The organism is Brevibacillus sp. NRS-1366 (genome assembly GCF_050467985.1).
Genome location: NZ_JBITPN010000020.1, coordinates 78,808 through 101,682 on the forward strand (window position 1 = coordinate 78,808; position 22,875 = coordinate 101,682).

Here is a 22,875-nt window from a genome sequence, read left to right on the forward strand (position 1 = left end):
ACCGTCATAGATACGATCAGGGGGTATCATGCACCGTCCGCCACCAGTGCAGTGGGGCGAGGCTGTTATTTCCAGTTCATGAAATCGGACATTTGCGCGAAGGCGTCTGCTAAAGCATGCAAGCTTTCCGCTGTTTGATAAGCGAAAATAGGCAAGCCAACAACAAACAATAATACTTCTCCGATATACTTGGCGATCATAAGATCTACCTCCTTTTGGTTTTCCAGTTACGTGGATGTAGCCAAAATCAGGTGATCATATGTATCGGCGTCGCTGTCTAGGTGCTGCATGCGCCGGAATAATCGGGAGCGCAGCGGTTGCCTTGCCGCCATCGGATACGTTTCTACCATGCAAGGATTGATGGAAGGTTGATAAGTATCGCTTAGGTGCCAATCCATAGCCAGGTTTTGTGGGGAAATATGTCTTCTCAAATAGTAAAGCGACGTAAAGCATCCCACAAACAGGGCGAGCAAGGCGAAGAAATCATCCAACGAAAGCAGCAGTAGCAAGTCTTCCATGGCATTTCTCCCCCTTTCCTTTTGGAAAAGAACATGATGCGTTGTTCTTAGTATCCACCATTCTACTCCTGTTCACATAATCAGGCAATAGTGAATAGCATCGCGATTAGGCGGATTGCAACCGTACCAACTATTTCATTTTTCCGAGGGACAGATTGACTCGGTAGTTGCCAAAGGCGAGTAATTCATCCAAAAAAAGATTCAGCGACGTTTGGTCAGGTACGCGGACGATAAGCGAATAGCAGCCTTCGCCGCTAATGCGATGAGCTTCTATCACTTCACTGCGACTTTTGACAAACCGGGTGAATGGCTGATGATCTGTTGTCTTCATGAACATCGTCACCATTGCGGTGAGGGAAGGTCCGACTTTGACTTCGTCAATGAGCGTCGTGTAGCCTTGGATAATTCCTTGTTCCTCCATCCGTCTAATCCGGTTACCGACCGCTTGACCGCTCAAATGAACCTGCTCGCCGATGTCCTTCCACAAGAGGCGGCTATTTTCGCGCAGCAGGGCAAGGATGGAAAGATCCGTTTGATCGAGCATATTAATCTCCTTTCACGGTGAAAGTGCAGATACCTTGTTTGTTTCGCGGCATCTGCTACGAGCCCTGTACAATGAAGGTAATCCATTCTTAATTATACCGACGAAGGAGAGGAATGACATGCACATTCAAGTAATTCGACATGCTACGCTGAAAGTTACTTACGGAGGACGGACTTTTTTGGTCGACCCGATGCTAAGTGCCGCGGAAGAGCTGCCAGCTGTGCAAAATACGCCAAATCAGCGTGCGAATCCTTTGGTTGACCTGCCTTTGTCTGTGGAAGAGGTGTTGGCGGGTGTAGATGCTCTCGTGGTCACTCATACGCATCCAGACCATTTGGACGAGGCAGCGGTAAACAAGCTGCCGAAGCATCTGCCTTTGTTCTGCCAGCCGCCTGATCATGAGAAACTGATCCAGCATGGATTTGAGCAGGTAATCGTAGTTGAAGATGAAAAGGAATGGCAAGGGATCCGTTTTCACCGAACAAGCGGACAGCATGGTACGGGAGAGATTGGGGAGAAGATGGGACCGGTTTCGGGATTTGTTCTGCAAGGTGCGGACGAACCGACGTTTTATTTGGCTGGTGATACAATCTGGTGTGAAGAGGTGGAACAGGCAATCCAGGCCCATCATCCAGATGTCATCACGGTATTCGCGGGAGCAGCCCAGTTTTTAGTGGGAGATCCGATCACGATGACCAAAGAAGACATTGCCAGCGTGGCACATGCAGCTGTAGACAGTCAGATCATAGTGGCTCACATGGAAACGTGGAATCACTGCTTGCTCGGGCGCAGAGAGCTGCGAGAGTATCTAGAGGAGAAAAAACTGTCAGCGAGGATACGGGTGCCTGAGGACGGCGAAGGAATACATTATCGGTAACGAACGTGTAGGTGCCGCAAAAGAAACCAGGCAGTGGTGAGAAAACTCCGTTGAAAAACGGGGCTTTTTTACGTTTGTACTATTTTCGACTACCTACTAAAAAAAAAATGACTGACCGGATCCAAAAAGCTGGCCAGAGAAAAAGGGAGAAATAAGCGAGAGCGTTTTCTCCCTTTTTCTCTCTTCCCCGATAGCTCGATTCAGGTATTTTTACGTCCCTGCATTTTCAGGCTCATCCACCATTTGACAAACAAACCATCACGTAATAAACTATTTTTACGTAAATGATTAATGTCATGAGGTGTTGTTGTGGCACATGAACAACTGGAAACGTATGTAGTCGAGACGCCGGAGCAAGCGATGGCGCTATTGAACCCGCTGCGTGCGGAAATATTGAGCCGTCTGGTTGAGCCGGGATCGGCCGCTGAGGTGGCGCGGGGGATCAATGAAATTCCGCAGCGGGTGAATTACCACTTGAAGGCTTTGGAAAAAGTGGGTCTGGTCAGACGAGTGGGAAGTCGCCAGGTGCGCAATCTGGTGGAGGTGCTTTACTTGGCCATCGCCCGTACCTACGTGCTCTCGGAAGGATTGAATTGGGTAAATGAAACGGTTCAGCAAATGAAGGACCAAGGTGCATTGTCTCATTTAGTCCATACAGCAGAGCGAATCAAGCGTGACGCCCTGCGCTTGATGGAGCGCTCCGATCAGGAGCAGGAGATTCCAAGTGCTACGCTGGACACCAGTATCCGCCTTGCCAGTGCCGAGCAGCGCAGTGCATTTGTGGAGGAATACGTCCAGCTCGTGAATCAGCTTGTAGAAAAGTATCAGTCTGCTGCAAAAGGCCAGGAAACGTATCAGGTGATTCTTGCGGTTTATCCAAAAGAAGGAGGAGAAGAGGCATGAAGGCAGAGGCAGCCGTGTCAAGCCAATCCAGACCTGTAGTCGTATGGGAGGGTCGCCCCCAAAAGCAAAACGGCAATGTCATTGCACTACCTAGCCGGAATGGAAATGAAGGTGCCGGTGAAAAGGAATCTGTCGTACAGACATGGAAGGTCGGGCCTGCTGACAGCCCCGCTGTGGTGACCCAGGTTTCGTCCGGCTTTAGCCGAGTGAGTGGAAATGCCTCGGCGCCGCAGGCGAGCCGCATGAGCATGGCAGCATAACAAAATCTAGGCACAAACAAGGAGGGTTTTTCATGAATCTCATTCCCGTGGTAGTAGAACAAACGAGCTATGGAGAGCGATCCTATGATATTTACTCTCGATTGCTCAAGGACCGCATCATTTTTCTGGGCAGTGCCATAGACGACCAGGTCGCGAATGCGGTTGTTGCTCAATTGTTGTTCCTGGCGGCAGAAGATCCGAAAAAGGACATCCACCTCTACATCAACTCGCCGGGAGGCTCTGTCACCGCTGGAATGGCGATCATCGACACGATGAAATTCGTTGCGCCGGATGTATCCACGATCTGCACGGGCATGGCAGCTTCGATGGGAGCCATGCTGCTGGTAGCTGGAGCGCCGGGCAAGCGATATGCCCTGCCCAATGCCGAGGTCATGCTTCACCAGCCTTGGGGCGGAAGCCAAGGACAGGCGAGCGACATCAAGATTGCAGCGGATCGAATCATGAGACATCGCAACATGCTGTATACGATCATCTCCGAGCGCACAGGCAAGTCTGTAGAGCAAATTGAAAAAGATGCAGACCGTGATTATTTCCTCACTGCTGCAGAAGCACTCGACTATGGGCTGATTGACAAGGTAATTGAGAAGCTGTAAAGACGGGGGAGGGACCGGGATGAAAATCCTATTGCTCGGGGGAACGCGGTTTATTGGGCCGCATGCAGTAAGGCGGTTGGCTGAAGGAGGGCACGAGATCGCAATCTTTAACCGGGGGCTTACACCCGGTGCTGTCTCTCTTCCAAAAGGAATCGTCTCCATTACGGGAGATCGTGTGAAGCTTGGCGAGTATCGGGAGGCTTTTTGCTCATTTGCCCCGGATGTTGTCATTGATTTGTTTCCTTATACGGAAGCCGACGCTCACCTGTTGATGGAAACGTTTCAGAATATTGCAGGCCGTGTGGTAGCAATCAGTAGCGTCGACGTGTATCGAGCTTTTGGACGATTAAATGGAATCGAAACAGGCCCGATTGAGGAAGGACCGCTTACCGAAGAATCACCGCTATGTGAAAAGCGTTACCCATTCCGCGGCATTCGCGAGGAACGCGGTGACTACGACAAGGTATTGGTTGAACAAATCGTAATGGGCCATGAGAGCTTGCCGGGTACGATCGTTCGTCTGCCGATGGTATATGGTCCAGGCGATTATCAGCACCGCCCCTATCCCTACCTTCAGCAGATGCGTGACGGCAGACAGACAATCCTATTGGAAGAGGGCTTCGCTTCGTGGCGCTGGGCTCGCGGCTACGTAGAGGACATGGTTGAAGCAATCTGCTTGGCAGCCACCGACGAACGGGCAAAGGGTCAAATCTACCATGTCGGTGAAATTGATTGCTTGTCCATGCAGGAGTGGATTGAGCGAATCGGAACAGTCATGGGCTGGCAGGGGAAAGTGGTTAGCGTATCTGCAACTGATCTACCTGCACATTTGGTTCCAAAGCTGGAATCCCGCCAGCACATTCAGTTGGATACGGGGAAAATCAGGCGAGAGCTGGGCTATAAAGAAAGATTTTCAGCTGTAGAGGCAATGCGACGTACGATTGAATGGGAATTGGCGAATCCTCCTGAAGATGTGTTGCAGCTGGTCAATTATACAGAAGAGGATGAAATCATAGCAAAGCTAGGCATGGGTTAAAGTTTGGAAAAGTCCAGCCCGTAACAAAGGCCGCAAGCAGCGTTCTCAAAAAGCTGCTTGCGGTTTTTTAGATTACCCCAATCGCCATAAAGAAAGCCGTCGATACACTAGAAAAATCAACACATTGCCAACCGCAGCGGTTAAAAAAACAATCCATGGACCTAGCCAAAGCGTCATCCATCCGGACCCGTAGATAGAGAACACGATCCCCAGCTTGAAAATAGATCCTGTGATCCCGCTAATTCGACCAATCATATGGGCAGGCGTAGTCTCCTGGCGAAACGTCCAGATGCAAATATTTTCGATCGTACTGATGAAGCCTGTGAGAAATAAAGACAAGCAAAGCACCCACGCACTCTGGGCAAAGACCATAAGAAAATAGGATACGCCGAGCAAAAGAATCGTCATGCCCATGATTTTACCGATAGGATAACGTCGGCGTAGCCGGGCAACTACGGAACTGCCGAGCAAACCACCCACTCCGGCGATCGAGAGCAAGAGACCTAGCTGGGAGTTGTCCAGCTTCAGATGGTCCTTGGCAAAAAAGATGATCATTGCATCGTACATGCCGGAAGTAGCATTGAGAAAAATCACGAGCAAGGTAATCAGCCAAAGAGGACGATTACCGAGCAGCTCTCTCCAGCCAGCCTTGAATTCCAGCCAAAAGCCGCCTTTCGCTTGGACGGATGCATCTGTTCGTTCCAAGAGGGAAATAGCGATCAACGCTAGTAAATAAGCAATCCCCGTGAGTAAAAGGCCAGAGTGCAGGCTGGACAAAAGAAGGATAAACCCAGTGATTGCAGGCCCCATGATTTCGATGAAGGTGCTCATAAAGGAAAAGCGAGCATTGGCTGAGGTCAGCAAGGGGGTAGGGACCACTTGTTTAATCATACTGACACGCGCATTGTTGAATCCGTAGTTAAAGGCCATAAGCAAGAATCCTGCCAGGTAATAATGTAGGACCTGGGCATGACCAGTTTCTGTCAGTCCATATAGCAGAAACAAAAGCATCATCTGACCAAAGACCATCCACTGGGACCAGCGTTTTTTGGAGAAGCGATCGACCCATACGCCGATGAACATCGCCAGCAGTAAATTGGGCAAAAACTCGATGCTTTTCATGGTCGTCATCGTGACAGGGGATTGGGTCATGTCATACAAAATGAGCGGCAAGGCCAATTCATAAACCTTTGCTCCATAAGCAAGGAATGTAGAGGTCAAAAAGAGGATGAGAAAGGGTCGGTTACGCCAGACAGAGGTGTTTTCAGGCGTTTCAGGATGAGATGCAGGGGACATTCAGCAGGGAGATCTGGAAAAAGCGATGCAAGTGCTGAATGACTCAGCAATTCCGCCGAGGGCAAGAGAACGGTTTTTTGATTGGCTCTCCGGACAATTCGGTTTTCGCACAGAAGAAGACGAAGAACGTACTCTCGAAACATTGCGAATGTCTTTCTATCGAACGATACCAGCACTTGACCCTGCTTTCGTAGGAAGACGTACAGAATCGCACATGGTCAAACAAATTTTTGATACCTTAATACGTTATGATGAGGAGAAAGATACCTTTTTGCCCCATCTGGCCCATCACTGGGAATCCAATGAGACAGGGTCAGAATGGACCTTTTATTTGCGAAAAGGGGTGCTGTTTCATCACGGTCGCGAGCTAACTGCGCACGATGTTGTGTGGACGCTTGAACGGATTGCTGATCCAAAAACAGGATCGCCTTATCACTGGATGCTGCAAGATGTCGAGAGGATCACGGCTCTCCGAGAGACGACTGTAAAAATCGAACTCAGACGCCCAAATCACCTGCTGCTCTCTTTTTTGGCATCGGATCGGATGTCGATTGTTCCAGGAGAAGTCGTAGCGCAAAAAGGGGCAGCGTTTAGTCGGATGCCGGTAGGGAGCGGTCCTTTTCGTCTCGTAACAAATGATGAGCAGATGTTTATTTTAGAGGCGACTCCTAACTACTTTCTAGGCAGAGCCCATTTAGATCGGGTGGAAATTTGGGTTGTGCCGCAAAAAGATCTGCGGGAAGATTTTTTCTCGAAGGAGGGAGAGGTGCACTTTCAGACGTTTTGGAAAACACAGGCTCCGCCAGACAAGTGGCAGGAACTGGAGCGATTGGAAAGGGGCTCTGCGTATTTGGCATTTAATCTGAATCGGACTGGGCCGCAGCAGCACAAGGCTTTTCGGCAAGCGATGGACCGCTTCTTGGATCGGGAGAAAATGATTGCGGATCTAGGCGGGAATCGGTATGTGCCCGCAAGCGGTTTTTTGCCCGATGAGAAAGACGCAGCCGTAGATTTCGCAGAGGTGAGCCGACCAAAGGCACAGGATGGATTGGAGAAAAGCGCGTACCAGGGGGAACGGTTAAAGCTGTTTACGTATGAAGGGGCAGGAAATGAGAACAACGTGGAGTGGCTGCGGCGTCATTTTGCCGAATACGGACTGCTCCTCGAAGTGACCGTGGTGCCGATCGAGGAACTGAAAAAACCAGAAATCCTGCTGCAGTCACATATGGTTCTCTCCGGAGAAGTATTCGATGAACAGTGGGTTCTGGGCCTCATGGAGCTGTATAAGTCTGACGCGAGTTTTTTGCGGATGACGTGGAGCCCTGCTTTTCGGGAGCGCATTGATCAGGAGCTGGATTTGGTGATGCTTGAGCAGGATGGCGAGTGTCAGCGAAAGCGATTGCGCGAGGTGGAAAAATTGCTTCGGGAGCAGCATGCTTTGCTGTTTTTATTCCATTCCCAGCAGCAATCAGCCTATCACTCTGCCTTGGAAGGTGTGTCGCTCAACGCGCTCGGTCTAGTGGAATACAAAAATATTTGGTTCAAGCATTGAAAAATAGGATGGCAGAGTCTGTTTCCTACCAGTCATTTGCGCTACGATAGTAGTTCAGCTTCAAGAGACGGAGGGAAGAGGATGCAAATATTTCGCTTTGACCAACAAGCAGGCAGAGAGATTGACCGCTATGATTCAGTCAATGCCGTGATCGCTCGCATCATGCGCACGCCTGGTTCCGTACAAATAGGGTGCATTCATTTGAGGGCAGCGGGGGTAGTTGGCTATCATCCGGCTGTGTGCCCGCAGCTGTTTCTCGTTGTGAGCGGCGAAGGCTGGGTTTGCGGTGAGGATCGAAAGCCCATGCGTGTTGCGCCCGGTCAGGCAGCCTTTTGGACAACGGGGGAAGGTCATGAATCTGGCAGTGAAACGGGGATGACCGCTCTCGTGATCGAAGGAGAGGGACTCGACCCGGCAAGCTTTATGCCGCTATTGGAATTGTAACTGCTGTGGTATGTATGGTATTTCTTTGCCATTCCACCAACCGTGCACAAACGCTAAAGACAATCAAAGAAAGTCGGTGTGAAAGGCAAATGACGTGGAAAACACATCTGGTGTTGGGTGCAATCGCCGGCTATTATGCGTACCCCTCGTGGAAAGGGAGCGTGATTGGCGCTACGATGGCATTGCTGCCTGACGTGGATCAAGCCAGAAGCAAGCTCGGGAATATGATTAGACCTGTGTCGAGGGCTTTGCAAAAAGGACTTGGGCACAGGACATTGACACATTCGTGGGTCATATTATTAGTCCCTGCTCTATTATTTGGAGATTCACCTGCAGCATTGGCTGCGTTGTGGGGAATTTTGTCCCATTTGATCAGTGATATGCTGGTGGGGCGCATTCAGTTTTTTTGGCCGATCCGCATGGGCTGGATTGGAATCCCTCTTACCAAGACGATGTATCGTACCGTTGATCGAGTCGTATTTTTTTTGGCGATCGGATATATCGTCTACGCAGGCTATCAGTAAAATAACCGTAAAAAAAGAGCCCCGTCTAGTCAGACAGGGCTCTCCGCTATTCACGAACGATTATGGAGTCATGAATTGCTCAACCAGTTCAGCATTTTCAGCCATGAATTTCTGCACAGCTACTCCTGCTTCTTGCTGGATACCCATCATTTGCTCATCGGTGATGGTTGCCAGATTGATGGCATTATCTGCCGTCATAGCTGGAATCTCCAGTGCTTTTCCGAATTCCTGCTTGGCCTTCAGCTTCACACTCAAACCTTTTGGCATATCAGGGGTCGGATTATCGAAGTTGAGCTTGATGCTGCCTTCCGAATCACGACCATTGTCGGTTGCTGTTTCGGACAGGGTCACGTTACCGGACAACGAAACCGGTTGTGATGCATACTCGTCTTCAAACGCGAGTTTAAAGTCGTAAACCCCGGTTTCTTTCTTGTCTTGCTTGGTTGCCTCAAACGTGGTGGTGAAGTCGAGAACAGGATTTTGTTTTTCTTTCAGCAGAAGGCCGAATTTACCAGATGTTTTCCCGTTTTGCTCGGCTGCTTTGTAGGTGTAGGTTATTTCTTCATTCTTCGCATCCTCTGGATTGTGGAGGGAATAGCGATAGTACGTATCTGCCCCTTTTTGATAAGCGACACTGTTCCAGAAAAGCTGCTCTTCTTTGTTTTCTTTACCTGTGAACATCAGCTTGCGGGACAGGATTTGGTGATCGCCGTCCACCAGCATGACCATTTTGATCTGTTCCTTACTGTTTGTGTCAGATATTTTAATATCAGTCAGCAGGTCGTCAAAGCCTTTGTCGTAGTTTTTCTTGAACTCTTCTTTGGAAATTTCCTCAACAGGATATCCGCTGTCGTTCATTAATGTCGCTACGTTGTGGTAACGGGTATAGATCAGATCAAAGAGCTTTTGGTCGGCTTTTGCCTTTTCCGCGATTTGCGTCGCGAGGGCTTTTGCTTCTTCCTCATTAAATGTAACGGTAATTTCCCGTGCACTGGCTTGGAAGCCTTCTTCCGAGAAGGTAGCGTCTTTGTTTATGGTTACTTGGCTGTCTTTGAGACTTCCTGCATACAGCAGCGCATAAGGTGTCAGCACGCTTTTAACTTCGTCTTGCTTGAAGGAAACAGCCTCGTACATATCGCGATACGTGAGGAAGCGCTTCGGCAATTCTTCGCCCAGTTTTTCTTTCACGGCATCACGGTCTTTCAGGTCAACATAACCATACTTGGAATAAAACTCTGGCAGGCGGAAGCCCATCAGCGTATCGTTTAAGAAATACTCGATAGTTGCCAGCTTCTTGTCCTTGAGATGTACTTCAATATTCCCTGCTTGTTGGTTCTTTTGTTCGTCGATGTTGCTTTGCATGACGATTTTTGCGTTTTTGAGCAGATCGAGAACTTTTTGTGCTTGTGGATCTGGGATCGTCGCATCTAAAGTAATTTCGCTCAGCTCAGTGGTAGAGTGAACGGGTTTTTCCAGATAAGGTTTCATGTACGCTTCGTATTCTCCATAAGCCTTTGAGACGTCAGCAGACAGCTTCATCATGCTCTGTGCCTCCGATTGCAGGTAAATGGATTTTGCGCTTTTAAACAGATCCAGCTTAGCGTAGGCGGTCCCGAGTCCACCCAGCACAACGACAGCTGCCGCACCGGCGATCAGCATCGTTTTTTTAAGGCTTTTACGTGGCGGGTTCACGTTTGTAGTGGTTTCCATGTTTTCCTCCCCTTTATGCTCTCTCTCTTTTTGAGTACGCTTCGTAAAGGTTTTTCGCACTCGATTTCGTATTGTACCATATGGCAGGGGGCCTTGAAGTATTTCCAGTAAATAATTTCAAAAAAGAGGAAGAAAGACCCAATTTAAAGAGAAAGGGGGAACTTTCGTGGACTTTCGTGTGCTACAAACATTTATGATGGCGGCTGCGACGGAAAATTTCCATCAGACAGCAGAAGCATTGTTTATTGCTCAACCAACTGTTAGTCAGCATATTCGACAACTGGAAAAAGAATTGGGCATTGATTTGTTTGAGCGAGTAGGCAAGCGCGTGCGTTTGACAGCTGCGGGCAAACGCTACTTGCCACATGCAAAAGGTTTACTGGAAAAATGGCATCACGGAATAGAGGATTTACAGGCATGGAGACAAGGGTATCGGGAAAAGCTTCAGCTGGCAGTCTCTCCAATCATTGCCCGTGCCCGATTTTCACATTTGCTGCATCGTTATACGAAGCAGTATCCCGACGTAGATATTTCCATCAAGATTGTGGACTCGATAGACATCGGACCGCTGGTTCAGAGTGGACAGGCAGATCTGGGGTTAACCAGGATTGTGCCGGGGGAGTTCCAGCTTAGTACTTATTTGCTGTACGAAGATCCGATAGTATTTGCAGTTCCGCATAGCGGAGGGGATATGGAAGCACCGCTGCCTGATTGGGAGATCGAGGTGCAGTCCAACCGGCTTTTGACTCATAACCATCCAGGGTATTGGGACGAGCTGCTGCTGCTTTTGCGCCAAAGGGGGCTGTCCCTGCGGACGATGGCTGTTTCACAGGTGGACATTACGAAACGCTTCATTGAGGATGGGCTTGGCGTCTCTTTTTTGCCTCGCTCGGCTGTAGTTCGGGAGTTGTTTGAAAATCGCTTTATTGAATTGCCGACTCCCGGTCTGGTTTTGCCTAATGTGGCCTCCTATTTACTCGTACCCAAGGGCGGGGTGAGTGATCCTGCGCAGCGCTTTGTGGAGGTCTTGCAAGCATTGTATCCACCGATGCCGAGAATTGATTATAAATCATAATCTTTAACACCGATTTCTTCTATTTCCCTTTGTAATTCCGAATTAATATACTAAAAGGAAAAGAGACGGAAAAAGGAGTGGCGATCATGACGAAACAACATACGTTAGCAATTGGCCTAGATGGCATCGCCGTAGCAGAAACAGATCTCAGCCTGGTAGACGGCATCAACGGACTATTGGTATATCGGGGGCATTGGGCACGCGATCTGGCCATTCATCACACATTTGAAGAAGTAGCGCACCTGCTCTGGTTTGGACATTTGCCCAACGAGCAGGAACTAACTGAATTAAAGGACAAGCTGAAGGCAAACCGGGAGCTGCCGGAGCATGTAAAAGGTATCCTCAAGCTGATCCCCGCAGATGTAGATATGATGAGTGTACTGCGCACGGGTGTTTCTGCGCTGGGTAGCTCTGCACACGGCTGGCCGCCATCGATTGACGAGGTCATCTCCCTGGCTGCAAAAATGCCGACGATTGTTGCTTACCGCTTTGCTTGTCTGGAAGGGCGTGAACCGCTGGCACCAAATGCCGAGCTGGATCATACCGCCAACTATTTGTATATGCTAAAAGGGGAAAAGCCAAATCCCGCGCACGTCCGCGCACTGGATGCCTACCTGATTTTGACGCAGGAGCATGGCATGAATGCATCGACTTTTGCAGGACGAGTCGTTATTTCTACAGAATCTGATCTGATTTCCGCTATTGCTGCTGCAATCGGTACGCTGAAGGGCCCACTCCACGGTGGAGCGCCATCCGAAGTAACTGAGATGATTGAAGCGATCGGCACGAAGGAAAATGCAGAGCCGTGGCTGCGAAGCAAGCTGGAGAATGGCGGACGTCTGATGGGCTTTGGACACCGCGTCTACAAGACGATCGATCCGCGCGCCACTGCATTGCGTGTTGTAGCATCCGAGCTGTCTGCAAACGATCCGTGGTTCGATCTGGCGACACATGTAGAGAAAGTAGGACTTAGGCTGCTGGATGAATACAAGCCAGGCCGCAAGCTGAATACAAATGTCGAGTTCTTCGCGGCAGCGGTCATGCGTGCGGTAGGCCTCGAAGAAAACCTGTTCACACCGACTTTTGCAGTGAGCCGGGTCGTTGGCTGGAGCGCACACATACTGGAGCAAGCAGCCAAAAATCGAATCATCCGTCCGCAATCGAATTACGTCGGCACCATGCCGGAATAATATAGGTGAGGCATCGTACAAAAGCTGTCCGTCGCTCTGGATGGCTTTTTGTTTTGCTCAAAAGTGCAGCATGGCATTGCAGACTGAGCTAACTTTTGGCATGATGGTGAAAAAAAGTAAGGAGTGGAATAAATGGCTTTGTTGTCTACCCCTTTTCAGTGCAAAGGACTTACCTTGAAAAACCGTGTGGTCATGCCGCCTATGTGCCAATACTCGGTGGATGCGCATGATGGTACGCCAACGGATTGGCACTTTGTTCACTATGTTTCCCGTGCCGTGGGTGGAACGGGACTGATCATTGTGGAAATGACCGATGTCGAGCCAGATGGACGCATTTCCAACGGGGATTTGGGATTGTGGGAAGACGAGCAAATTCCTGCTTATGCCCGCATTGTCTCCGAAGTACATAAGTATGGCGCGAAAATCGGTATTCAAATCGCTCATGCCGGACGCAAAGCCGAAGACGCAGAGGTACCTGTATCTTCGTCTGCGATTGCTTTCCCCGGTGCCCGTTACAAAACGCCGCGCGCATTGACGACAGAAGAGGCGGGGCAAATGGTAGTCAAGTTTGCTGAGTCTGCGCGACGTGCTGTGGAAGCAGGCATGGATACGATTGAAATTCATGGCGCACACGGATACTTGATCCATCAATTCCACTCCCCGCTAACGAACCAGCGCGACGATGCATACGGACAAGATAAGGCGTTGTTTGGGGTAGAAGTCATCGAGGCGGTCAAAAAGGTCATTCCAGCAGATATGCCGCTGATCATGCGTGTATCTGCTGTGGAGTATGTGGACGGAGGCTATGGCCTTGCGTACAGCACAGAGCTGTGCCGCCGATACAAGGAAGCGGGCGTCGATATTTTCCATCTGTCCAGCGGCGGGGAAGGCCCGATAGGTTCGGCAGGACGTCCGGGAATTCACCCTGGCTATCAAGTGCCGCTTGCTCGCGCGATTAAGCAGGCGTTGGATGTTCCAGTGATTGCAGTCGGAAACCTCGATGATCCGAAGCTGGCAGAGGCGTCAATTGGAAATGGTGATACGGATCTGGTTGCAGTAGGACGAGGAATGCTGCGCGATCCTTATTGGGCCCTGCATGCGATTCGAGAGCTGTCGGCTGATGAGCTTAAGCCGCCGAAGCAGTATTCAAGAGCATTTTAACCTGGGGAAACCGCAGGGGAAGTCATTTTGCACGACAATTAGTAAATAGCAAGAGGGGCGCTTTTTTGAGTCTGTCCGGGACTTAAGAAGTGCCCATTTTTGTTGACTTTTTAAGTCTGTGGCTTTTACTTGCTTGACACTTTGTGGAAGAGTTCATAAAATAAATGCCAGTCAGTACTGACAATCATTTTGGGAATGAGGATAAGAATGAGCAGGAATGTTCTGAGCAGCAGTGAGAGACTGATGCTAGCAGCGATCGATCTAATCGCGGAAAAAGGCTACAACGGTGTTTCCACCCAAGAAATTGCCACGGCGGCAGGATTGAGTGAAAAGACGCTGTTTCGCCAGTTTGGCAGCAAGCGAAATCTGCTGGAGAGCGCATTTGACCGTTTTCATTACGCGGAAGAGATGACAAAGCTTTTTGCGGAAAAGCTGGTGTGGGATTTACGCGAAGACTTGCTTTTGATCAGCCGGACGTATCATGAGATGATGAATCGGAACCGGAAAATGATCTGGATCAGCATCAAGGAAGAGGGTCATTTGCCTGGATTCCGCGAGCGAACGCAAAAGCATCCGCGACAGCTATTGACGGTTTTGACCCATTACTTCACAGAGATGTCCGAGAAAGGCAAAATGGTTCGGACGAATCCAGAGATTCAAGCGATCTCTTTCATGATGATGCATTTCGGCGCATTCATGAACAATTTGGATGCGGAGGGCAACTTTTCAAGCGTATCACTGGATGCATTTATTTCAGAGAGCGTAGAGATTTTCGCTAGGGCTTTGACTCCCTAGTTTTTTTGCAGCAAGAATGTCAGTCAGTACTGACGGTCAATTAACATGTGAAAGAAAGGTGGAGATAGAAAATGGAAACGGAAAAATCGGAACGAAACAAGACGATCCTCATTCGGATTTTGATGCTTACCCTGACGATTTCTTCGATGAGTGCTTTGATGTTCAACATCGTACTCCCTGAAATCAGCAAAGAATTTGACTTGACCATTTCGAGTGTGAGCTGGCTTTCTACGGCGTATGGCTTGATTTACGCGATAGGGACTGTGACGTATGGCAAGCTCGCAGACAGCTACAAGCTCAAAAATTTGCTGACGTTCGGCCTGCTCGTTTTTGCTGTCGGTTCCTTCCTCGGTCTTGCTTCCCAAAGCTTTTCTATGGCCCTCATCGGAAGGTGCTTGCAGGCAGTAGGGGCCTCGGCCATACCTGCTACAGCGATGCTTATTCCCGTACGCTATTTTCCGCCGGAGCACAGGGGGGCTGTATTGGGAATGACAGCAGTAGGGCTCGCGCTTGGCGGTGCCCTCGGCCCTGTTTTGGCTGCACTCATCGTCAGCTTTGCTCATTGGCGCTGGTTATTTTCTGTACCGCTTTTGATCCTCGTTACGCTGCCGTTGTACCGCAAATATTTGGAGGATGAAGAGTCGCTGACCCACCGAAAGTTTGACTGGATGGGAGGAGGTCTGCTCGCGGTCGCTGTAACGTCGCTACTTATGGGAGTGACCAATGGGTCCTGGTGGTTTGTGCTTGGCAGCTTGCTCGCGCTGTCATTATTTATCGTGCGGATACGTATGGTTTCCGAGCCGTTCGTCCAGCCGAAGATTTTTGCAAACAAAAGATACACTCTCGGGCTTGCCATGGCGGTTCTCGTAAACGGTATCGGGGTCTCACTCTACTTCCTCAGTCCGTTGCTCCTGTCTTCCGTACAGCAGCTATCGACCCATTGGATCGGCTTCGTCATGGTTCCGGCGGCTATTGCTTCTGCGATTCTCGGGCGGATGGGTGGACGGCTCGCAGACTTGAAAGGAAATACGTATCTGTTTTTTGTGGCATCCGGTTTATTGTTGACCTGCTTTGGCTTGCTTTCCACGTTCACAGGCATATCTGTTGTCGGAATTGCCATCTTTCTCATATTCGGAAATGTAGGGCAGTCGTTCATGCAAATCACAATGGCCAATTCGATTTCCAGAACGTTATCCAAGGAACAGGCAGGCGTGGGCATGGGTATTTTTTCAATGCTGAATTTCATCTCCATGGGGATTGCGTCCGCGATTTACAGCAAGGTCATTGATCTCGGCGCCACAACCCACTGGAATCCCGTGAATCCATACCCCGCCGGCCTCATTTACAGCAATATTTACTTAGTTCTCACTTTTTTGCATGCAGGCATTATCCTGTTTTACTATTTTCAGTTCGGCAAATCCAGAGGAGTGAGCCTTCAGGCGAACGTCTGAGCTCTTCATCGCCACCATTTGGCTTGCGGCAGCAGCACGACTTCGATGTCGGGGAAGTGCTGCTCAAGCCAGCGCTTCATCTGCGTTTTCATCACCAAATACTCAGAGGCAGCATGGGAGACGCCGATCAACGAGAGCGATGTTGCGGGCACATACTCCATCATTTGCGCGTAGCGCTGCTTGCCATACGGATTGTCGATGTGACAATGAATTTCCCCCGTGATGTACGCCTGCGCCCCCAGCGCTTCCGCTTCTTGCATGTCCTTCACTACATCCCCGCACCCCGGAACGATTGCGATGGTCTGAATCTGCTCCCTCCGCTTGCCCCCGAAATCTACGTAAGGAATATCAAACAGGAGGCGCAGCTGAAAGCACAGTGAATCCGTATCCGTTTCCTTAATCCTGCAGATGTGGCCCACGTGGCCATTTCCATAAGGGATAAAGGGACGAATCATTTCCGCCCCCAACGCTTCGATCATGGCCCCGCCCGTGCCGATCGGGAGGCTGGTGTCCATCGGCAGGTGACAAGTAAAGACGGACAGCTCTTTGTCTTTCATTGCCTCCAAATGCTCCGAACGAATCGGGACGAACCCTCTGCCCCAGTTTCCGCGCGGATCGCCGCATTCCATCAGCAATGGATGATGCATGAAGAGCAGGTCTCCGGGACGCGACTGGGCAATGAAACACTCCAGAACATCGTCAGAGGGAAAAACCGCGAGAAAGACCGTATTGACTTCTTCGCGTCCTGCCAGCATGAAGCCATTAAACTTTTGAACGAAATCCGCTTCGAAAAAAGAGCGCCAAGGAAAACCGAGCGGCTCGTAAACCATCGGGATAAAGCGGGAAAAGGCCGGGTCAGCATCCCACTCATCCATGCGAAAAAGCTTCTGCAGCTCATGTCCGATTCGAATACGCGATTCCATATTCCCCACCTCCTGCATACACCTTCTAATACATCACCATGTTCCCTGTTTCCTTCCCATGCTTTTCCGCTTTCTTCAGCAAGAGCACGTGGTTGTGAATGGGGACAGCTATGTTTCCATTTCGGGCGACGCAAAGCGCAGTGTCTGGACGGCTTTTTTCATTGCATCCAGTTCAGTATCACGAAGCGACTTCTCCTGGTAGCGATACTGCTCGTAGAAGCCCGTAATTTGGGTAGCCAGTTCCAATCTTACGGGATCAAGTGAAGGGTGTTTCTTTATTCTTTGCAAAAACTCCTGACTGGTCTCATGAGGTTGAATACTCAGCTCTGCACTCGCCATTTCCTGCAGGAACTGATAGTAGGCGTAGCGGACGGGATCGTCTGCTGGCCCCACTGGCTTTTTAAACCATTGGGAAACATCCCACTGCGCAGCGTCTGGATCAGAGGTCGAGTCGAGGGATGTATACACCGCAGGGCTGGCGCTGGCGACGTCTTTTTCCGGGCTGTGTCTTGCCTGATAGCGGCGCTTCCACATATATCTGCCGAGTATGGTCAAAAAGACGAGGATGACGAGCCCGATCAGGAAAGGCTCCAGCATGGAAAAGAGCGGCTCATAGGCATCGACTTGCTGAGGGGGCATCTCTTCCCCTTGTCCCTGATTGTTCAGCAAATTATTCACCCGCTGGTCTTTTCCCATTTTCTCGGACAGGCTCTCGATCCATTCCGTCAATGCTCGGAGCGCAGGCTCCATGAGGAAATAAAGTCCGGCGCCGAGTGGTCCTTTTAGCCACGTCCAGAGCAAGTGCAACAAACCGAGCAGGGCAGAACCAAGGACGAGATAGCCTGCGCTCAACAGAAGGCGTGTACCGAGCACTTGACCACCAAGTATGATGCCAAGACGTACAGGCACCCGTATGGAGAGAGCCTCCTCACGCAGTACATACGCCCCTAAGGCGATCAAGAGATAGCTGCCGAGGACAAGTACCAGTATCCCATAATACACGTTTGGATCAAACGTATCAGGATGGGCGATAGAACCGTACAGTCCAGCTACTGCCAGCTGCATCACGCACACCATCAGGGCAAGGACAAAGCGGCGCTGCAAGCTGGCATGCCCAATCCCTTCGGAGGAGACGGAATGGATTCTCCAATAAAAGACCCCTGCCAGTATCAAAGCAATCATCCAGGAGTCATAGGTGACAAAGGTAAGAAGTCCGACTCCTGCGACCAGCGGGTAGAGCAGCAGATGCAATAGTAGGCTGCGTCCGCCGCCATGGTAGAGCCAACTGCCGGCAATCAACAAAAGGGATGCAATCGCACAAAAAACGAGCAGTTGACCAAGTCCGGCTGACATCCAGCCAAGCATCATCAAGGCACCGCCAACCAAGAGGGTCTCCAACCAAAAAGCGAGAGTCCAGCGACTTATTATGGAGAGCGTCATCGTGACATCACTCTCCTTTGGTTCGAGTGTCGCGCATTTTCGAAGCGGCGCAGCAACGCATGCTCCTCGGATACGTCCAAAACGGCAACTTTATGCCCTCGCCGAAGCAATCGCTCAATGGCGGCTTGTGTCTCTTCATCCAGTCGCGATGTGACAAGCAGAATGGCTTCTCTGGACGGACTGTCTTCCAGGCGTCGCAAAAGGAGAGTGAGTGAAGTCGTGACATAGTGGTGCATCTGAGCCAGTTGGGTCATCACATGCAGATGATGGGTTTTGCCACTGCCCGCTGGTAAATGATAAAGCTCACGTCCCCGTTGCTTCACGGTAAGAAACAGCTCGTACCCGAATGATTTTCTTCTGCACAGAACAGAAAGGGCAGCGAGAGCGGAGATGGTTCTCTCATTCACGATGTCATTATGTCGTTGCAATAGCGGCTCATAGGAAGGCAAGATATGACCCACGATTCGCCAATTGGGCTGAGCTGTGTGTTCGAACAGACGGGTCTCCAGAGAGCCGGTTTTGGCGGTTGCCTTCCAATGTATATGTTTCATGCGGTCACCTGGCATATAGGGGCGCACGCCGCGTTGAAAAGTAACATCCTCCTGCTGTCGCTGGCGGGAAAGTCTGCCTCCGTCTGGTTCTGTTTCGTCGAGGACAAAAGGCGGCAGAGGCAGCGGCAGCGGATAGACAAGAAGGGAAAAAGAGAGAGAAAGCGGCAGGGCGCTAAGCTCATCCCCGAATAACGGCAGTGACTCGGATTGTACCTCTGTCAGCCAAACCGTGCCGCGTTTGTGAGGGACTAGGGTCAAATTCCGCGCGGCGCTCTGTCGCATGGGCAGATCGAAGCGGAGTCGAACGATCGTCCGCTGATTGCTGATCCTCACCTCATCTGCGCCTTCTACGGATACATGCTCAGGCAGGGAAAATCGTATCCAGGTAGCGGGAAGCGGCAACCAGGAATAATTGCGCAGACGGATCGTGACATGGACGGGCGTTCCCGGCATGACCCGGCTATGATCATAAGACCACTCCAGCTTCACCCATTTGGCCATGGACGATATCCACCAGCTTTGCATGGCAGGCATGAAAAAGAAGAAGCCGCCGAATAGCCAGAGAAACGAGCTTCCCGAAAACAGGGCGAAGAGCAGCAGGAGAAAACCGATCACATGAAAGGTTTGCTTGGTGTTCATTTCGCTACACGCTTTCTTCGACCGGCGTTGGCACACTCGTTACGATTTGCTCGACCACTTCCGACTCCGTTACATGCAGCTCAGCTTCCATAGACAGTCGGATGCGGTGCGTAGCGAGGCTTGGGAACACCGCTTTCACATCATCAGGCAAGACGTACGTGCGGCCGGATATAAAAGCGAATGCTTGAGCGGAACGCAGGAGGGCGAGCATAGCGCGGGGACTGATGCCCGCCTCTACCGAGCGATGGCTGCGTGTGGCTTCTGTCAGATCGATCACATAATCTTCGACGGCTTGACTGACATGAACCGCAGTCACTTCTTTTTGCAGGGCAGCGATCTCTTGAGCAGTGATGGCTGGCTGAACCTGCTCCAGGGGAGAGTCACTGCGGAATCGCTTCAGGATTTCTTTGGAATCCTCTCGTGTACCATAGCCGAGCGACAGCTTGAACAAGAAGCGGTCCAATTGCGCTTCCGGAAGCGGATACGTGCCTTCAGACTCGATCGGATTTTGTGTCGCAATAACAAGCATGGTTGCAGGGAGCGGCAAGGTGATTCCTTCGATGGTGACCTGACGTTCTTCCATGCACTCCAGCAAGCCGGACTGGGTTCGAGGGGTAGCGCGGTTGATCTCATCAGCGAGCAGGACATCAGCAAAAACAGGTCCTTTGCGCAATTCAAATTCACTCGTACGTTGGTTGAATACATGCAGCCCCACTACGTCAGAGGGTAATAAATCAGCAGTAAACTGCAAGCGATTATAGCTGCCGCCGATTGCCTGGGCCAATGTTTTGGCGAGCACAGTTTTACCCATGCCGGGCAAATCCTCTAGGAGTACGTGACCACGAGCCAGCAAAGCTGTCACCAGCAGGCGGATTTGTTTTTCTTTTCCGACAATAACGCGGTTGACGGCATTCAATAGATGATCCAGGGACGGATGAGTCATGGGAATTCTCCTTTGTAGATGTGATGGATGGGGAATAGCAATCTCCATTCAAACTTTTACGTACCACTTAAAAAACTTCTACTAAAATGGTTTCGTTCCTTCATCAAAAATCCTCCATGAGGATTTTTTTGTAAATTTTTGAAAAAACAAGCCGATTACAGATGCAACCACGATCAGTGCTCCCATTGCCATGAAAAGAGGGCGAATTCCCACCTGATCACCGAGTTGTCCACCGATCCATACCCCAAGAGGCATGGTCGTACGGACGATCAAAAGCCGGACCGAAAAGACACGTCCCATCAGATGAGGAGGTACATAGCGCTGATACAGGCTTGTATTGTGTACATGAAAAAAAGGAGCGACGAGACCGGCAAATACTTCGATCCCGATGGCCAGCCACAAACTGTATGTAAAGCCAAGAGCGATAAACGTAGCCCCTCCCAGCACAAGTGACCCTAGCATGATCATGTGCTGCCCAAATCGTTCGGTGAAGGAGAGTCGCGCAACGACAAGCGAGCCAAGCAAATAGCCTAGCGGATAGCCGGCGAGAAAAATCCCGACATGAAAGGAGGAGCCGTGAAGCTCACCCGCGATAAAAGGAAGATTGAGCACAAGGGTAATCCCTACTGCGAATTGGACGAGGGCTGAAAAGACACTCAGCCACAAGAGAAGCGGTTTTTCATAAAAAACGGCCAGCCCCTCCCGAAACATAGCAAACCACGATTGCGTTACGGCGCGAGTCTCTAGTGAAATGTTTTGGCACATCAACAGGAGTCCGCCGCTTAAGGCATAGCCAGCCGCTACCATAGCGAGTACGGGTACGCCACCAACCGCTGCTACGAGCAGGCCACCCAACGGTGGTCCAGCAATCATCGCGATGCGCAAGGCGCTATCCAAATAGGCGTTGGCCTGCACGAGATGCTCCCCTTTGACGAGGGAGGGCAAAAGTGACTGGCTTGCTGGAACGTAAAGCGGCTGGATCAAGCCGTTGATTAGCGAGGTGAGATACAGCGGCCAGAGCAGACCGGGCTGGATGAGGATCACGAGAAAAGAAAAGCAAAAGACACCGCTTCTCATCCATTGCGAAAAGACCATGATGCGTTTTTTGTCGAATCGGTCCAGATAAGGTCCCGCAACCAATTGCATAGCAAGCGAAGGCAGAAAGTAAAGGAGCCACATCCCGCCCACGGCAGCCTGAGAGCCTGTCGTTTGGTAAATCAACCAGCTATTCGCCAGCGTCCCGAGCGCAGCTCCGAACTCCGAGACGAGCTGACCTAGCAGAATGAAGCGGTAGGAGCGCAGACGCCAAAGGGGCGCGATAGGTTTAACCCTGCTCATCTGATACGCACCCGAGAAATTGCTCCCACAGGATGGGGATTTTGCCCAAAGCGCCACGCTTCAGCCTGTATTTGTTCCCCGCACTGTCTACGAGATGGGCGGAACGCAGCAGCGAGAGGTGGTGATGCACGGTCGATTTTGCACCGCCTAGCACCTCCGTCATTTCCTGCAGGCTCATTTCTCGTTCCGCCAGCATTTTGACCAAGCGCAGCCGGTGCTCGTCACCCAGCACTTTCAACGCTTGCACGAATGATTGGGGAGGACGGTACGGGTCGATTGTGTCATGCATGCTTTCATCTGCTACGGGATAGTAAAAAATCTTGGTCGCCTCTGCATTTGCGTGTATCGTCCAAGGGCGGTAAATGGCATGGGGAATGAGCAGCACACGTGTAATGGTCGGCTCAGGCGGATAGCTGCCATTGGTCGCCCATTCTACGAAAGCTTCTGCTGACAGCTTGTCCTGCATGGCTTTTTTGTGTGCGCAGTCTCGTTCGAGAATACGGATGAGTTCCTCTTCCCGCGGCTTGATGTGTGCGTGATACCAGCCTTCCATCAGGAGCAGCAAATGTTGTCGCAATTCCTCGGGATCAACCGAGGTGATATGAGCGATATAGGCAGGGAAAAAGAGATGGGAGCGGCAAGCACCTTGCAGGAGCAGTGCATCAGCTTCACTTCCGCGGGCTGCCTCTTTACGCGAATTCTGCAGTTCGTCACCCAAAAAGGGAAGGGCCAGATAGCGCAGCTCTTCAGGTGTCAACTGAGCGACAAACGAGAGAAAGGAGGTCAATTCTGCAAAAGGATGCTGATGCAGTAAATGCAAAAGAGTTTTCCAAGTATTATGCTGCTTGGCGTACGCCACTTCCAGAAAAACATCGGGATGAAGCTCGTTCAATAACTGTTGCCAGTAGGTGGCGGGCTGCTCCAGAGTAGGATGGATCTGGTCGTAGGTAGCGGCGGCAATGCCCAGTGCAGCTTCGAATAAAGGGGAATGAAAAATTTCGACATGATAAGTCGTTCGATCACTGCCGATGTTAAGTATGTTCATGGTTTGGATATCCTTTCCAAAGAAATGAGGTAGGTTGATTATATGT

Annotated in this window: 24 protein-coding genes; 13 read left to right on the forward strand and 11 right to left on the reverse strand. The window is 50.6% G+C overall.

The window, feature by feature from the left end; translation table 11 throughout:
* Nucleotides 1–65: 65 nt before the first annotated feature.
* The 3 genes from ACIFQN_RS14015 to ACIFQN_RS14025 form a co-directional block, all read right to left on the reverse strand.
* A complete protein-coding gene (locus tag ACIFQN_RS14015) occupies nt 66–200 on the reverse strand; it encodes a hypothetical protein (RefSeq protein WP_429833643.1) in 135 nt (44 codons plus the stop codon).
* 27 nt (nt 201–227) lie between these two features.
* The gene (locus ACIFQN_RS14020) at nt 228–518 is read right to left on the reverse strand and encodes a hypothetical protein (protein WP_429833644.1); all 291 of its coding nucleotides are present in this window, start codon (nt 516–518) and stop codon (nt 228–230) included.
* A gap of 130 nt (nt 519–648) precedes the next feature.
* Nucleotides 649–1,062, reverse strand: coding sequence for an Lrp/AsnC family transcriptional regulator (locus ACIFQN_RS14025; RefSeq protein ID WP_429833645.1), 414 nt, complete (start codon nt 1,060–1,062; stop codon nt 649–651).
* A 118-nt stretch (nt 1,063–1,180) separates the two neighbouring features.
* Here ACIFQN_RS14025 and ACIFQN_RS14030 point away from each other — a divergent pair, with 118 nt between their 5' ends.
* The 5 genes from ACIFQN_RS14030 (at nt 1,181) to ACIFQN_RS14050 (ending at nt 4,752) form a co-directional block, all read left to right on the forward strand.
* Complete coding sequence (locus ACIFQN_RS14030; protein ID WP_429833646.1) at nt 1,181–1,939, forward strand: MBL fold metallo-hydrolase; 759 nt, start codon at nt 1,181–1,183, stop codon at nt 1,937–1,939.
* 309 nt (nt 1,940–2,248) lie between these two features.
* Nucleotides 2,249–2,842 carry a winged helix-turn-helix domain-containing protein gene (locus tag ACIFQN_RS14035; RefSeq protein WP_429833647.1) on the forward strand — a complete coding sequence of 198 codons (594 nt, stop codon included), beginning with the start codon at nt 2,249–2,251 and terminating at the stop codon, nt 2,840–2,842.
* On the forward strand, nt 2,839–3,102 hold the full coding sequence (locus ACIFQN_RS14040; protein ID WP_429833648.1) for a hypothetical protein: 264 nt from the start codon (nt 2,839–2,841) through the stop codon (nt 3,100–3,102). Before ACIFQN_RS14035 ends, ACIFQN_RS14040 begins: the two co-directional genes overlap by 4 nt.
* Before the next feature lie 32 nt (nt 3,103–3,134).
* The gene (gene clpP, locus ACIFQN_RS14045) at nt 3,135–3,716 is read left to right on the forward strand and encodes an ATP-dependent Clp endopeptidase proteolytic subunit ClpP (RefSeq protein WP_429833649.1); all 582 of its coding nucleotides are present in this window, start codon (nt 3,135–3,137) and stop codon (nt 3,714–3,716) included.
* A 19-nt stretch (nt 3,717–3,735) separates the two neighbouring features.
* Nucleotides 3,736–4,752: an NAD-dependent epimerase/dehydratase family protein gene (locus ACIFQN_RS14050; RefSeq protein WP_429833650.1), complete on the forward strand. Its 1,017-nt coding sequence runs from the start codon at nt 3,736–3,738 to the stop codon at nt 4,750–4,752.
* 72 nt (nt 4,753–4,824) lie between these two features.
* Here the strand turns inward: ACIFQN_RS14050 and ACIFQN_RS14055 are convergent, their stop codons facing one another.
* A complete protein-coding gene (locus tag ACIFQN_RS14055) occupies nt 4,825–6,048 on the reverse strand; it encodes an MFS transporter (RefSeq protein ID WP_429833651.1) in 1,224 nt (407 codons plus the stop codon).
* A gap of 25 nt (nt 6,049–6,073) precedes the next feature.
* Between ACIFQN_RS14055 and ACIFQN_RS14060 the strand changes: the two genes are divergently transcribed.
* The 3 genes from ACIFQN_RS14060 (at nt 6,074) to ACIFQN_RS14070 (ending at nt 8,568) form a co-directional block, all read left to right on the forward strand.
* A complete protein-coding gene (locus tag ACIFQN_RS14060) occupies nt 6,074–7,600 on the forward strand; it encodes an ABC transporter substrate-binding protein (RefSeq protein ID WP_429833652.1) in 1,527 nt (508 codons plus the stop codon).
* An 81-nt stretch (nt 7,601–7,681) separates the two neighbouring features.
* On the forward strand, nt 7,682–8,044 hold the full coding sequence (locus ACIFQN_RS14065) for a cupin (protein WP_429833653.1): 363 nt from the start codon (nt 7,682–7,684) through the stop codon (nt 8,042–8,044).
* 89 nt (nt 8,045–8,133) lie between these two features.
* Nucleotides 8,134–8,568: a metal-dependent hydrolase gene (locus ACIFQN_RS14070; RefSeq protein ID WP_429833654.1), complete on the forward strand. Its 435-nt coding sequence runs from the start codon at nt 8,134–8,136 to the stop codon at nt 8,566–8,568.
* 60 nt (nt 8,569–8,628) lie between these two features.
* On the opposite strand, the gene ACIFQN_RS14075 is transcribed toward ACIFQN_RS14070, so the two are convergent.
* Nucleotides 8,629–10,278 carry a hypothetical protein gene (locus ACIFQN_RS14075; RefSeq protein WP_429833655.1) on the reverse strand — a complete coding sequence of 550 codons (1,650 nt, stop codon included), beginning with the start codon at nt 10,276–10,278 and terminating at the stop codon, nt 8,629–8,631.
* Between the two features lie 166 nt (nt 10,279–10,444).
* On the opposite strand from ACIFQN_RS14075, the gene ACIFQN_RS14080 reads away from it, so the two are divergent.
* From ACIFQN_RS14080 to ACIFQN_RS14100, 5 genes are all read left to right on the forward strand, one after another.
* Nucleotides 10,445–11,353 (forward strand): LysR family transcriptional regulator, encoded by a 909-nt coding sequence (locus ACIFQN_RS14080; RefSeq protein ID WP_429833656.1) that lies wholly within the window; start codon nt 10,445–10,447, stop codon nt 11,351–11,353.
* Between the two features lie 86 nt (nt 11,354–11,439).
* A complete protein-coding gene (locus ACIFQN_RS14085; protein ID WP_429833657.1) occupies nt 11,440–12,543 on the forward strand; it encodes a citrate/2-methylcitrate synthase in 1,104 nt (367 codons plus the stop codon).
* A gap of 132 nt (nt 12,544–12,675) precedes the next feature.
* Entirely contained in the window at nt 12,676–13,704 is a 1,029-nt protein-coding gene (locus tag ACIFQN_RS14090) for an NADH:flavin oxidoreductase/NADH oxidase (protein ID WP_429833658.1), read from the forward strand.
* 207 nt (nt 13,705–13,911) lie between these two features.
* A complete protein-coding gene (locus tag ACIFQN_RS14095) occupies nt 13,912–14,499 on the forward strand; it encodes a TetR/AcrR family transcriptional regulator (protein WP_429833659.1) in 588 nt (195 codons plus the stop codon).
* Between the two features lie 71 nt (nt 14,500–14,570).
* The gene (locus ACIFQN_RS14100) at nt 14,571–15,950 is read left to right on the forward strand and encodes an MFS transporter (protein ID WP_429833660.1); all 1,380 of its coding nucleotides are present in this window, start codon (nt 14,571–14,573) and stop codon (nt 15,948–15,950) included.
* A gap of 5 nt (nt 15,951–15,955) precedes the next feature.
* On the opposite strand, the gene ACIFQN_RS14105 is transcribed toward ACIFQN_RS14100, so the two are convergent.
* The 6 genes from ACIFQN_RS14105 to ACIFQN_RS14130 all read right to left on the reverse strand — a co-directional run bounded on the left by ACIFQN_RS14105 (nt 15,956) and on the right by ACIFQN_RS14130 (nt 22,829).
* Entirely contained in the window at nt 15,956–16,873 is a 918-nt protein-coding gene (locus ACIFQN_RS14105; protein WP_429833661.1) for a Nif3-like dinuclear metal center hexameric protein, read from the reverse strand.
* A 108-nt stretch (nt 16,874–16,981) separates the two neighbouring features.
* Nucleotides 16,982–18,313: a DUF4129 domain-containing protein gene (locus tag ACIFQN_RS14110; RefSeq protein WP_429833662.1), complete on the reverse strand. Its 1,332-nt coding sequence runs from the start codon at nt 18,311–18,313 to the stop codon at nt 16,982–16,984.
* Entirely contained in the window at nt 18,310–19,503 is a 1,194-nt protein-coding gene (locus ACIFQN_RS14115) for a DUF58 domain-containing protein (RefSeq protein WP_429833663.1), read from the reverse strand. The genes ACIFQN_RS14110 and ACIFQN_RS14115 overlap by 4 nt, the downstream gene beginning before the upstream one ends.
* A gap of 4 nt (nt 19,504–19,507) precedes the next feature.
* Nucleotides 19,508–20,446, reverse strand: coding sequence for an AAA family ATPase (locus ACIFQN_RS14120; protein ID WP_429833664.1), 939 nt, complete (start codon nt 20,444–20,446; stop codon nt 19,508–19,510).
* Nucleotides 20,447–20,527: 81 nt separating this feature from the next.
* Nucleotides 20,528–21,784, reverse strand: coding sequence for an MFS transporter (locus tag ACIFQN_RS14125; protein ID WP_429833665.1), 1,257 nt, complete (start codon nt 21,782–21,784; stop codon nt 20,528–20,530).
* Nucleotides 21,771–22,829, reverse strand: a complete 1,059-nt coding sequence (locus ACIFQN_RS14130; RefSeq protein WP_429833666.1) for an ArsR/SmtB family transcription factor — start codon at nt 22,827–22,829, stop codon at nt 21,771–21,773. The genes ACIFQN_RS14125 and ACIFQN_RS14130 overlap by 14 nt, the downstream gene beginning before the upstream one ends.
* Nucleotides 22,830–22,875: the final 46 nt, after the last annotated feature.